This is a genomic window from Shewanella sp. HL-SH2 (assembly GCF_051164935.1).
Classification (GTDB): domain Bacteria; phylum Pseudomonadota; class Gammaproteobacteria; order Enterobacterales; family Shewanellaceae; genus Shewanella; species Shewanella glacialimarina.
The window spans coordinates 3,103,626-3,116,676 of sequence record NZ_CP195035.1; the positions used below are offsets into that span (position 1 = coordinate 3,103,626).

The following is a 13,051-nucleotide window of genomic DNA, read 5'->3' on the forward strand; positions in this document are numbered from 1 at the left end:
AGCGTCATAAAATCAGAATAATAAGAGGCTAGGATGATCAGCATAAAAGAGAAAATTGCCTACGGATTAGGTGATACTGCCAGTAATATTGTGTTTCAAACTGTGATGTTATTTCTCACCTTTTTTTATACCGACATTTTTGGTATATCGCCCGCATTTGTGGGCACGATGTTTTTAGCTGTTCGCTTAATTGATGCGATAACCGACCCCTTAATGGGGGCGTTAGCAGATAGAACCAATACTAAGTGGGGTAAATTTCGCCCCTACTTACTCTGGTTTGCGTTGCCATTTGGGGTGATCAGTGTGCTGGCATTTACCACGCCTGATTTGTCTGAAGATGGTAAAATGATTTATGCCTTTGTCACTTACACGGCATTAATGATGGTTTATACCGCTATCAACATACCTTATTGTGCGTTAGGTGGCGTGTTAACTGCCGATCCTAAAGAGCGTGTATCGGTGCAATCATATCGCTTTGTGTTTGCTATGTTAGGCGGTCTACTGGTATCTGGATTAACTCTCCCACTGGTCGAATTTTTAGGCCAAGGCGATCAAGCCAAAGGGTATCAACTGACGATTGCTGCGATGAGTATTTTAGGCGTAGCGATGTTTCTAACTTGCTTTTGGGGCACTAAAGAGCGTTTACATCCACCTATTGATCAGCAATCTAGCTTTAAACAGGATTTAGCTAATTTGTTAAAAAATGATCAATGGCGAATACTGTCAATAGCTTCAGTGTGTTTGCTTTCTGGTATGGTACTCAGAACCAGCTTGGCGATTTACTACGTTAAATACTTTTTGAACATGCCTGATTCTATTACCTTATTTATTACCTTAGGTATGTTGGGTAACATTTTTGGTTGTATGTTAGCAGAGCCGCTAGCCAAAAAAGTCTGTAAAGTTAAGGCCTATATAAGCTTACAGGTTATTGCCGCTGCTTTATGTATTGCCAGTTATTTTGTCACCGCAGACCAAACGACACTTGCCTTTATTATGTTTATTGCTTGGGGTTTTACCTTCAACATGGCCACTCCCCTTTTATGGGCAAAAATGGCAGATGCGGTTGATTATGGGCAATATAAAACCGGCGTTAGAATTACTGGGATGATTTATTCATCGATAATTTTCTTTATTAAGTTGGGCGTTGCTGTTGGCGGCGCTGCTGCTGGTTGGTTATTGTCTGGTTATGGCTATCAAGCCGATACCGCTCAAACACCAGAAACCTTAGAGGGTATATTAATGTCGTTTACCCTATTTCCTGCTATTGGCTCAATTCTTGTTGCCGTTGTGATGAGTTGGTATAAATTAGACTCTGCCAAGGTGGATGAAATTCATTTGCAACTGAATAAGCAAACCTAGTGATTATTGTTAAGTTTAATCACAAATACTTTCACTATTTTTGGTTTTTATTTGTTTGATTTCCAAATGTAATAGAAACCATGTTAACCTTCTGCCGATTTTAATTTATACAAGAAGCAAGCAAAAATATGGCGACAATTTACGATGTTTCAATACTGGCAGGTGTTTCACTCGCGACCGTATCGCGGGTGATGAATAACAACACCAAAGTCAGTGATAAAACTCGACAAAAAGTGCTAGATGCTATGGCATCATTAGGTTATCGCCCTAATACTATTGCACAATCGCTTGCTTCTAGTTGTTCAAATAGTATCGGGGTTTTGGTGTCTCAATTGGACGGTCCATTTTATGGCCCAATGATGACCGAAATCGAAACGGCACTTCGCACAGCCAATAAACACGTCATCATTGCCGCAGGGCACGCTGATGAAGCGCAAGAAAAAGACAGTGTCGAGTTTTTATTGAGTCGAGGCTGCGATGCACTCATTTTAGATGTCGAAGCGGTTTCTGATGAATACCTCATCGAACTGCATAAACAAAAAACCCCTATTGTGTTGATCAACCGTTACATAGAAGCGTTAAAAGACAATTGTATTTATCTTGAAAATGAACGTGGTGGCTATCTGGCAACAGAATACATTTTATCTTTAGGTCATAAAGATATCGCCTACATTTCAGGGCCTATGTACAAACGAGATGCCAGAGACAGACTCCAAGGTCACCAAAGAGCATTAGCAGAGCATAAAGTCATGTTTGACCCTGCTTTGTGCTTTGAGGGAAACTTCCGTGAATTTGGCGGTAGTGATGGGATGAGGCATTTGCTCAGCTTAAATAAAAAATTTACCGCTGTAGTGTGTGCCAGTGACCAAATGGCATCAGGTGCAATTGCTATCTGTTTAGATAAAGGTATTCGCGTGCCTGCTGATATCTCATTTATCGGTTACGACAACACCCCCTTCCCTCAATACATATCACCCAAACTCACCACAGTCAGTAACCCGATTGATGAAATGGGTAAAATGGCAGCATTTTGGGTATTAAAAAACGTCTATAAAAATGACAAGGTCACTGTCGATTGTTCATTTTCACCAGCACTTTTCGTTAGAGAATCAGCAATAACGACAATGTAATCTTTGTCCTCATAAAATCCAAAACGTAATTAAAACTTGTGCAAATGGCCATTTGCACATCAGCTGAGTCAACTCTGCTTACTGCTACTTGGAACATATCCTCAACACCACAAAGAAAGCGCTTACAAACTCAGCATCAAAGCAACACCAAGTATTTACTATTAAATACAGCCACCTATATAAAAAACCTACATAACACCTCACGAAAGTTAATGAAATGTTGATTTTAATTACCATTTATATTGACTCAGGTCACAAATTAATCTAGTTTTATGTAAGCGCTTACATAGCTATTAACAACACTGTGACGCTAATAGAGAATTACAAATCGATTTGCACTTTATTCAAGGGCAAACTATAAAATAGTAAAATCTAGTCAATGGGGATTTCCTAGATGAAAACAAGAACATTTACCAAAACTAAGCTAGCAACAAGCCTATCACTTGTGCTTGGGCTCAGTTCAATGATGCCAGCTCACGCTGCTGATGAAGCCGCTGAAGAAAATATTGAAGTGGTTCAGGTTAAAGGCATACGTGGTAGCTTAATTAAGTCAATGGACATTAAACGAAGCTCTCAGGGTGTAGTTGATGCCATTAGTGCTGAAGACATGGGTAAATTCCCAGACACTAACTTAGCCGAATCATTACAGCGTATATCAGGTGTATCAATCGACCGTTCAAACGGCGAAGGGTCTAAAATTACCGTTCGTGGTTTAGGGCCAGATTTTAACCTAGTGACATTAAATGGACGTCAAATGCCGTCGTCCAACTTAGAAGCAACCACAACAAGCAGCTCACGTTCATTTGACTTTGCTAATATTGCTTCAGAAGCAATCAGTGGTGTTGAAGTTTATAAAACAGCAAAAGCCGATGTTTCAAGCGGTGGTATTGGCGCTACCGTTAATATCCAAACAGCAAAACCATTAGATAATCCAGGGCAACAAGCTTCTTTTGGTGTTAAAGGAGTAATGGACCAGTCGACTGATGAAGGTGATAACATTACCCCTGAGCTGTCTGGTATCTACAGTAATACCTTTGCTGATGACACCATTGGTATTGGCATTTCATTTAGTCACCAAGACAGAAATGGTGCCACAAAAGAAGCCGTCGTTCCTCAATGGCACACTCAAGCTATCGCTCCAGTTGATGGTTGGAACGGTGGTGTCAATAATACTGATTGGGATGAGGGTGATACCTTTAACCGCCCACAACAGTTCCGTTATAACTTTACCGAATTTGAACGCAAAAGAGATAACGGTCAGGTTGTTTTTCAATACGCACCAACAGATGACCTAACACTTACAGCTGATTATACAATGTCACAGCAAACCGTTTCATCGACCTCAAACGGTATCGGTGCATGGTTCTGGGAAGGCGAAACGATTGACGGTAATTTAAATAAATTTACCGATGGCCCAAATCATTCACCACTTGTATGGCATTCTGGTGCGGGTCCTGATTTATCTTTTTCTACTTCTGAATCTGGCCAAAAGAACAAAAATGATTCAATCGGTGTTAATTTAGCGTGGGATGTTAACGATAATCTAACCCTAGAACTTGATTATCATAACTCATCAGCCACCTCAAAAGCAGATAGCCCATACGGCAACAGCTCTGTAATCGAATATGCTGTTAACTCTCGTCAAAGTACCACAATTGACTTCAGATCAGACTTCCCTGTTATGTCTATCGCGCAATTAGACGGCTTAACTGGTGCTCCATCTGAACTAATTGCTACCGGTAGCTCATTAAGAAACAGTCAGTTTACTAATGATTTAGACCAAATCCAGCTACGTGGTAAATACGTATTTGATGATGGCTTCATTACTAGTGTCGATTTTGGTGTATCGAAAACTGATAATGATGTCAGAGCATCTATTATGACGGCTCAACGTGATACTTGGGGCGGCGAAGGCAGTGTTGATGATGTTAGTGATAGCCTATTTACACCAGGCAGTAGCTCAGGTCAATTAAGTGACCTGCCAACAACTGGCCAAAATGCTGCTGGTGACCAGATAAATCTTTTCGACCTGTTCTACAAATTTAGTTTTGCAGACGCAGCAAGCGAAATCGCTTCTTATGCAGCGCCTGATAATAGCGGTAATCAAGTATCACCTGGTGTATGGCCTTGTAGCGATCGTTTCTGTGTCAATGACAACTGGACAAGAGATGAAATGATAGCTGAACAATATCAGGCTATTTTTGCTCAAGTTAACATGGAATTTGATATTTCAAATATGCCGTTAAATGTCTCTGTCGGTTTCCGATATGAAGATACAGATGTTAATGCGAGTGCTATGGTGCCAGCATATACAGGCATTGATTGGGTTTCTAATAATGAATTTGCAACCATAGATACTGGTGAAAGTGCATTTACCGATTTCAACGGTAGTTACGACAACTTTTTACCTAATATTGATGCTAGCTTAGGTATTACTGATGATTTAATTGCAAGAGCATCAATCGGAAAAACCCTTTCAAGACCAACTTACAATCACATTCGTGGTGGTGTAGGTATTGGTGAAGTAAGACAAGGATTTGCTACAGCAAACAGTGGTGATCCAGGGTTAGTGCCTTATGAATCGACAAACTTTGACTTTTCCCTAGAATGGTATTTTGCTCCTGCGAGCTACGCATCTGCTGGATACTTCAAAAAAGACATTGAAAACTTTATTGGTACTCGTACAACCAAGGGTAATTTGTTTGATTTAAGAAATCCAACTAACGGCCCTCGTTATGCAGAAGCCCTTGCTGCGGTTGGAAGCAGTGATAACGCAGCAATTAGACAATACATTTTCGAAAACTATCCAGAATCTAGTACAGTCACGGGTGCAGACTCAAACGGAAATTCAACAGGTAATATCCACTCAACGGCTGAAGATAGCCTAATTGATTTCGACATTACCAAACCATTTAACGAGCGTGATGCTTCAATTGATGGTATTGAACTTGCTTTCCAACATACATTAGAAATGGGTTTGGGTATGCAAGCCAACTATACTTTTGTATCTAGTGATGCAGAGTATGACCCTAATGTATTTGATAGCCAGTTTGCACTACCTGGTTTAAGTGATACTGCAAACGTTGTGGCTTTCTATGAAAACTATGGGTTTTCACTTCGTGTCGCTTATAACTGGCGAGACGAGTTCTTAGTCTCAACCAATAACAACCTTAATAATCCACGTATTAGTGAGGCTTATTCGCAAATCGATATCAATGCTAGTTATAACATAACTGAAAACTTCATCATTTTTGCTGAAGGCATAAACATTACTGATGAAACACAGCGTATGTATAGCCGTCACAGCAGTGAATTACTGAATGCTATTCAGTCAGGTGCTCGTTACAACATTGGCGCACGCTACACTTTCTAAAAGTGAGCTATATTTAAAAAACCGCCTTCTGGCGGTTTTTTAATAATAAAAACAAGTGCAAAATTTTACATTATTTCATATTAATGAATTTAAATTATAAGAGATAAATTATGTCAAACCACCAAATGTTAAATAATGAGCAACATAAAAACTTAAAGGTTCACACCAAAAGAAGTTCAGATTTAGGTGATAATGTAATGCTTACACTCACTTTCCCTAGTGAGTTTTACGCTATTCAGTCTTACTATCCCATTGTCTTTTATAAGAACGAATCAACCGAAGAGTTTCAAGCATTCGCATTATTAGGTTTAGAGAAAAAAGAAAATCTATTTCTTTCACCAGATGAAAATTGGGATTGCGGCTATGTTCCACATACTATTAAGGCGCAACCATTTTTAATTGGTTATCAAAATCAAGAAATAAATGGTCAGATTCAAAAACAAAAAGTCATCCACCTTGATGCTGATAGCCCAAGATTAAATGAACACGAAGGTGAAAGTATATTTACTCAATATGGTCAAAACACACCATTTATAGAACATATAGGTAATATTTTAGGGGAAATAGACCAAGGATTCGAAGATAGTAAACAATTTTTCAATTTATTAAGCCAATTTAATTTAATTGAGAAGTTTGTTTTCGATATCAAATTGAATGACCAAAGTAGCAATAGATTGTCTGGTTTCTATACCGTAAATGAAGATACTTTAAGCAATTTATCTTCCCAGCAACTTTTTGAACTAAACCAGAAAGGTTTTTTAAAACCTCTTTATATGGCTAGTGCGTCTATGCTAAATATGAGCGAGTTGATAAAAAGAAAAAATCAGAGATTACAAACAAAATAGAGGATAGACATGTTAGATACGCTGAAAAAAGTGGTCACTGTAGAGGGCATATCTGCTTCTGATGTCCCTTCTTTTGTAGTTAATTCTAAACAACCTCTGATACTCAAGGGCTTCATTAACCAATGGCCTATAGTCAAAAAAGGGCATGAGTCTGAAGATGCTTTAAAAGACTATTTATTAAAGTATGCTAACAATTTAGCACTCACCGTTGGTCATGGCTCCCCAGATATCAATGGTCGAATTTTTTACAATGATGAGTTTACCGCGTTAAATTGCAAAGCGTACAAAATGTCATTAACCGAATTGTTTAAGCATATTGCTCAGTCTAAGGGGAATGAAAAACCGCCGTTATACTATATGGGCACAACATCTGTTGATAACTATTTTTCGAGCTTAAGAAATGAAAATGATATCCATATAGAGGGCAAATCTCCAACAATGAACTTCTGGATGGGCAATCAAAGTACTATACCGGCTCATTATGATGTACCTCATAATATTGCATGTAACGTATACGGTAAGAGACGATTTACTTTATTTCCGCCAGATCAACTTGAAAATCTTTATATTGGACCGCTTGATTTTACCCCTGCGGGACAATCAATTAGTCTAGTAGATATAACAAAGCCAGACTTTAAAAAATACCCTAAATTTCAAGATGCCCTGCAACATGCTCAAGTGGCAGAACTAGAAGCTGGGGATGCATTATTTTTACCCAGCATGTGGTGGCATCATGTAGAAGGCTTATCCCATTTAAATTTATTAGCAACCTTTTGGTGGTCGGCAACCGATTATGCTACCGACGAGTCAGGTAATGCTTTGCTTTATGCGGTAATGGCATTAAGACATTTACCGGAAGAAAAGAAGCGAATGTGGTTAAACCTGTTTAACCACTATATCTTCGATGCTCAGCCTCTCGACCATATTCCAGAACATGCTAAAGGTATGCTTAATCCGCAAAGTGAAACAACACTTAGAAATTTTAAAGACTACCTAATTAAACGTTTACGATATTAGAAAGGATAATGAATAAATGAATAATTTATCAGCTGTAAAAAATGTTGTAATTGCAGGCGGAGGAACCGCAGGTTGGATGGCAGCAACAGCACTAGCAAAACTTATTGGTAATAAACTGAATATTACACTAGTAGAATCAGATGAAATTTCTACTGTTGGTGTTGGTGAAGCAACAATTCCGCCCCTAGTCACGTTTCATAAGATGTTAAAAATTAATGAAGCGGAATTTATGAGTAGTGTCAACGCCACATTTAAACTGGGTATCAATTTTGAAAATTGGAAAGACACTAGCAGCGAATATTTCCATTCTTTCGGTACCACTGGCAGAGATTGCTGGGCAACGACTTTTTTACAATTTTATAATCGCAGCAAGCAGGAAGGTTATCAGGCAAACTATGAAGACTACTGTTTAGAGCTTCAGGCGGGAATGAATCAAAAATTTGCCCATTTACCTGATAGTGGTTTGAAGTATGCCTACCATATAGATTCGACTTTGTACGCACGGTTTTTACGCACCATATCGGAACAGCACGGTGTAACAAGAATAGAAGGTACTATTGATAAAGTTAATATCGATGAAGAATCTGGCTTTATCTCCTCGTTAAGATTGACTTCAGGACACATTATAGAAGGTGATTTATTTATTGATTGTACCGGTTTCAGAGGTGTTTTGATTGAGCAGGCTTTACATACCGGCTACGAAGATTGGTCACATTGGTTACCCTGCGACCGTGCTGTAGCCGTTCAAACAGAAAGTATTGAAGACCCTAAACCTTATACTCGTTGCATTGCTCATGAGTCTGGATGGCAATGGCGTATACCGTTACAACATAGAACGGGTAATGGGCTTGTTTACTGTAGCAAGTATTTAAATGATGAAGATGCCGAACAATTATTACGTAACAATGTTGAAGGGAAAATATTAAAAAAACCACTTTTTATTAAATTCTCCCCAGGCCAACGTAGAAAGCATTGGAATAAAAACTGTGTTGCATTAGGTTTATCTAGTGGATTTATTGAGCCCTTAGAATCAACAAGTATTCATTTAATTCAACGCGGTATCATTAGATTGATGCAAATGTTCCCAAAAACAGGGATTACTGACAGTGTAATAAATGAATATAATTTCCAAGCCAAAGAAGAAGTTCAATATATTCGGGATTTTATCATTCTGCATTATCATCTCACCAACAGAAATGATTCAAACTTCTGGCGTTATTGCAGCAAAATGGAGGTTCCAAGTTCACTAACACATCGACTTGAACTATTCAAAGACCATGGCTATGTATTCAAGGCTCCTTGGGACTTATTTGCAGAAAACTCTTGGATTCAAGTAATGCAAGGTCAAGGTTTATCCCCTCAAATGCACCACCCTATAGCGGATATGATGTCTGATAAAGAACAAGATATGTTTATGAATGGGATCAAAAATTCCATTTCACAAACCGTTCAGTCGTTACCAACTCATAAACAATATTTAGATCAATATTGTAAATCAAAAGGCTAACTGGCTTTGATATGAGCATTAACACTATTTTTAATGCTCATTTTTGCAAAGTGGAAGCTCTATTAATTGCACTATTAATTGCACTATCCCTGAATTCACTTCGAAGAGCGACATTTATTCTCTGTGATTTACGTCCTGTTAAATACATTAACGTCCGTGTTTAGTCCTATTTTAAATGTCTATTTGTTATGCAAAATGACTAGTCGTTAGCTATTTCGTTATCGTTATCGTCCATCTCAATTGTTGTATCAAAATCATTGGATATTTCGACTTGCAGTTTTTCAAGCTCGTCGAGTATGCGAATAAATTTCTCACCAAATTCGGTGACGTTATATTCCACCCTAGGTGGCACTTCGTTAAAAGTGACTCTTTTTAAAATACCAAATTTGGTGTTTTTCTGCAGGCAAGTGTTCAGCACTTTAGTGGTTAATCCATCCACCGACCGCACCATTGCCCCAGGCCGATTAATACCATCAGACAATAATTGATACACGGTTAATGACCATTTACAGCCATAAATTGTCTCTACCATTCGGGCACTTCGCTCGGGAGCGGACTTCTTTAAATATTTTTTTTCGTTAGTTTTCATTAAAACGTACCAATATGTACCTACTACACTTGATTGTGCCTACTTTTCAATAGGCTAACGGCTTTTGTAATATGTGTCCACACCTTACAAACAAGTCGAGAAAATGATGATACCAACACAAGTGGCAATGATTATAGGCGGTTCAAGCGGCATGGGGCTGGAGACAGCAAAGCAACTTCACCTACAAGGTGTTGATGTGATTATTATTGGCCGAGATCCCGACAAGTTAGCCCAAGCAAAACAGATGTTAGCGGGCGCGGCGAAGGTTGAATCAATTGAAGCGGACCTTTACTCAGCTACAGATGTAGAACGGCTAATTAGCACGATTAATCAATCGACTCGCCACATTAAATATCTTGTTAATGCCGCAGGTTATTTTAACCCTACCCCATTTTTAGACCACAAAGTGGAAGATTTTGATATTTATGCTGATTTAAATCGTGCGACCTTTTTTATCTCCCAGGCGGTAGCCAATAATATGCGTCATCATGGTGGCGGCTCTGTGGTCAATATTGGCTCTATGTGGGCACATCAAGCAATTAAGGCGACGCCATCATCTGCATATTCGATGGCTAAGGCTGGGCTTCATTCACTTACCCAGCATATGGCAATGGAATTAGCTGAATATAACATCCGGGTTAATGCGGTAGCGCCTGCGGTGGTTAACACCCCAATATATGGCGCATTTATCGACGAAAAAGACATGGACAGCGGGCTAGCTTCTTTCGATGCATTTCATCCTATCGGTAGAATTGGCACTGCGACAGATATTGCCAACACGGTTTGCTTCTTACTTGGGGATCAATCAACTTGGGTAACCGGTGCCATATGGGATATTGACGGCGGCGTAATGGCAGGCAGGAACTAATTTTTAAATCTGGCTGAATGTTAAAAAGGCCTAGTCGCCTTTTTAACATCATCGCTGCGTATTTAATATTAATTTAATACGTTTTTCTCAGCATCGGCAATTATCAGGTGTAACTTACCCGACTTAACTAAGTTCTTAATGCCGTTATCGATAATAGGCACAAGCTCTTTTTTGTTCGGATGAATATATACATAAACAGGTTGCGTTTTTATGGTTGCTGATTGCACGATTAAATTATTTGCGTGCATTTTATTGATAGTGGCCATGCCATCCATATAACTGGCAATGACCACATCAACTCTTTTCTTGTCCAATAAATCCATCATTTTTTCAGTTGTAGTAGAGTAGAATACCTTTTTAGGATCAAGCCCTAAGTTTTGTGTATGCTTTACCCCGGTTAATACCCCTACATTTAAATCAATAATATCGGCAACAGATGCGATTTTATACTGAGTATCTTTACGGGTAAAAAAAGCAGTTTTTATTTCATAATATGCCGTTGGTACCCTAATAAAATCCGGGTTATCTTCACCATAACGCCAAACTCGCATAATTTCACCGTTGACTAACCCCTCACGCATATTCCGTTCAGCACGCGGAGCGGGTAACATTTCAATATTACAATGTAACTGCTGGATAAAACAAATCTGATCTAATACTACTCTGCCAATATTTTGAATTGATGAGTCAGCAACACCCACAAAATGATTAGTAGTATCGTCACTCAATACTTGGGGAGTAAAACCCAGAATAAACAGGCATAACAGCGACTTTAGCTTTTTTTGACAACTTCTATACGCTTGAAATGAAATAAATAATCTAACTAGGGCATCCTTCATTGGTTGCTCTCTTGTTGTTTTGCGACATCATTAGCTTTAGTCGTTGAAATACCTGCTGTCAAATTAAACCGCATAGCATCTTCAAATGACCAATCTACTTCAATTAAATCTTCACGCCTAACCAATGTGGTTACCCCTGCCATTTGATAACTGAGCTGAAATAATACTGGTACCCAGTCACCTTCCGGCAAAGCATCAGCTAAAGGCTGAGGCGGTTTATCGCTCATAATAGAGCCGACAATATAGCTACCATTAGCTTGTTTGATTAACACTGTTTGTTGCGGCTTAGGATTACCATCACGGTTCATTAACCCAGCCAAGTCTCGAATGCTGCCATAGACTGACTTAAATAAAGGGAACTTCATTAGTTGGCGCTCTAACCAGCCATAAAGTAGCACTATTGGGCTGACCGAAAATAACAGACCGGCAATAAACACAATAATTGCCACTAGGATAAATCCCGCACCGACAAACAAATCTGTAAAACCTAGCAGGCTGAGTAATAGCTTACCAAGTCCATCCAGTGAGATAAATAATGACCAGAATAACCATATAGATAACACCATAGGTAATAAGTTGGTCAGTCCGCGTGCTAATGTGTTTTTCATAGTGTGAATAATTAATTTTCGTTGCCAATATTCTGGCTATTAAAGCAAATAAAAACGCCTTAAGCGATGACTTAAGGCGTTTTATTATAGATAGGCTTTATTTACATATGCAGGCCATCAAACAAAATGGTTTACAGTTTTAAGTCTTTTTCCATATCTTCATATGAGGTGTGACGAACATCTTTACCCTTAACATAGTAAATAATGTACTCACAGATATTTTTACAACGGTCGCCAACTCGCTCTACAGCACGCGCAGCCCATAACACATCAAGTACACCCGGTATTGAACGCGGGTCTTCCATCATGTAAGTCATTAATTGACGAATAATACCTTCATATTCTTTGTCTAATTTAGCATCTTCTTTATGCAACTCTAAGGCTTGCTCGGCATCCATACGCGCCAATGCATCCAATGTAGCATGTAAAGTACGCGTTGCATGACGCCCCATACTTTCAATGCTAACCAATAATGGCTCTTGGCTTTTAGCGCGTTTGTCCACTGCCGCTTTAGCAATACGTACACAGGCATCGCCAATGCGTTCTAAATCAGTAATGGTTTTAGAAATAGCAAGTATTAAACGCAAATCGCTAGCTGCTGGCTGACGCTTGGCAATGATACGAGTACATTCCTCGTCAATCGCCACTTCCATACCGTTAACTTTATGATCGCCTTCGATAACCGTTTTAGCCAATTCGGCATCTAGGCCGGCTAAAGCATCTAATGCCTGCTCTAGTTGGCGCTCTACCAAGCCACCCATTGCCAGCACGCGATTACGAATATCATCAAGTTCTGCGTTAAATTGACCTGAGATATGCTTGTTTAAATTTACTTTTTCCATTTTATTCAACCCTAAGCTAATTTTTGAACTTTACGCTAATCTTTTCAATTGCACTCTAAGCCTACGATATCGAG

11 protein-coding genes are annotated in these 13,051 nt (G+C 39.0%); 7 read left to right on the forward strand and 4 right to left on the reverse strand.

Features of this window, described 5'->3' with window-relative positions:
• The first annotated feature begins 33 nt into the window (after positions 1–33).
• The 6 genes from ACRWP9_RS13535 (at position 34) to ACRWP9_RS13560 (ending at position 9,231) form a co-directional block, all read left to right on the forward strand.
• Positions 34–1,359, forward strand: a complete 1,326-nt coding sequence (locus ACRWP9_RS13535) for a glycoside-pentoside-hexuronide (GPH):cation symporter (protein WP_434926445.1) — start codon at positions 34–36, stop codon at positions 1,357–1,359.
• Between the two features lie 128 nt (positions 1,360–1,487).
• Complete coding sequence (locus tag ACRWP9_RS13540; protein ID WP_434926446.1) at positions 1,488–2,489, forward strand: LacI family DNA-binding transcriptional regulator; 1,002 nt, start codon at positions 1,488–1,490, stop codon at positions 2,487–2,489.
• A 394-nt stretch (positions 2,490–2,883) separates the two neighbouring features.
• Entirely contained in the window at positions 2,884–5,862 is a 2,979-nt protein-coding gene (locus ACRWP9_RS13545) for a TonB-dependent receptor (protein WP_434926447.1), read from the forward strand.
• 110 nt (positions 5,863–5,972) lie between these two features.
• Positions 5,973–6,707: a SapC family protein gene (locus ACRWP9_RS13550; RefSeq protein ID WP_434926448.1), complete on the forward strand. Its 735-nt coding sequence runs from the start codon at positions 5,973–5,975 to the stop codon at positions 6,705–6,707.
• A gap of 9 nt (positions 6,708–6,716) precedes the next feature.
• A complete protein-coding gene (locus ACRWP9_RS13555) occupies positions 6,717–7,724 on the forward strand; it encodes a cupin-like domain-containing protein (protein ID WP_434926449.1) in 1,008 nt (335 codons plus the stop codon).
• A 16-nt stretch (positions 7,725–7,740) separates the two neighbouring features.
• On the forward strand, positions 7,741–9,231 hold the full coding sequence (locus tag ACRWP9_RS13560; protein WP_434926450.1) for a tryptophan halogenase family protein: 1,491 nt from the start codon (positions 7,741–7,743) through the stop codon (positions 9,229–9,231).
• A gap of 199 nt (positions 9,232–9,430) precedes the next feature.
• On the opposite strand, the gene ACRWP9_RS13565 is transcribed toward ACRWP9_RS13560, so the two are convergent.
• Entirely contained in the window at positions 9,431–9,820 is a 390-nt protein-coding gene (locus ACRWP9_RS13565; protein WP_434926451.1) for a winged helix-turn-helix transcriptional regulator, read from the reverse strand.
• 106 nt (positions 9,821–9,926) lie between these two features.
• Here ACRWP9_RS13565 and ACRWP9_RS13570 point away from each other — a divergent pair, with 106 nt between their 5' ends.
• Entirely contained in the window at positions 9,927–10,688 is a 762-nt protein-coding gene (locus ACRWP9_RS13570) for an SDR family NAD(P)-dependent oxidoreductase (protein WP_434929070.1), read from the forward strand.
• A gap of 68 nt (positions 10,689–10,756) precedes the next feature.
• Here ACRWP9_RS13570 and ACRWP9_RS13575 read toward each other — a convergent pair whose 3' ends face one another.
• The 3 genes from ACRWP9_RS13575 to phoU form a co-directional block, all read right to left on the reverse strand.
• A complete protein-coding gene (locus ACRWP9_RS13575) occupies positions 10,757–11,527 on the reverse strand; it encodes a substrate-binding periplasmic protein (protein WP_434926452.1) in 771 nt (256 codons plus the stop codon).
• Positions 11,524–12,135: a DUF502 domain-containing protein gene (locus tag ACRWP9_RS13580; RefSeq protein ID WP_434926453.1), complete on the reverse strand. Its 612-nt coding sequence runs from the start codon at positions 12,133–12,135 to the stop codon at positions 11,524–11,526. The genes ACRWP9_RS13575 and ACRWP9_RS13580 overlap by 4 nt, the downstream gene beginning before the upstream one ends.
• Before the next feature lie 131 nt (positions 12,136–12,266).
• The gene (phoU, locus tag ACRWP9_RS13585) at positions 12,267–12,977 is read right to left on the reverse strand and encodes a phosphate signaling complex protein PhoU (RefSeq protein ID WP_226415065.1); all 711 of its coding nucleotides are present in this window, start codon (positions 12,975–12,977) and stop codon (positions 12,267–12,269) included.
• Positions 12,978–13,051: the final 74 nt, after the last annotated feature.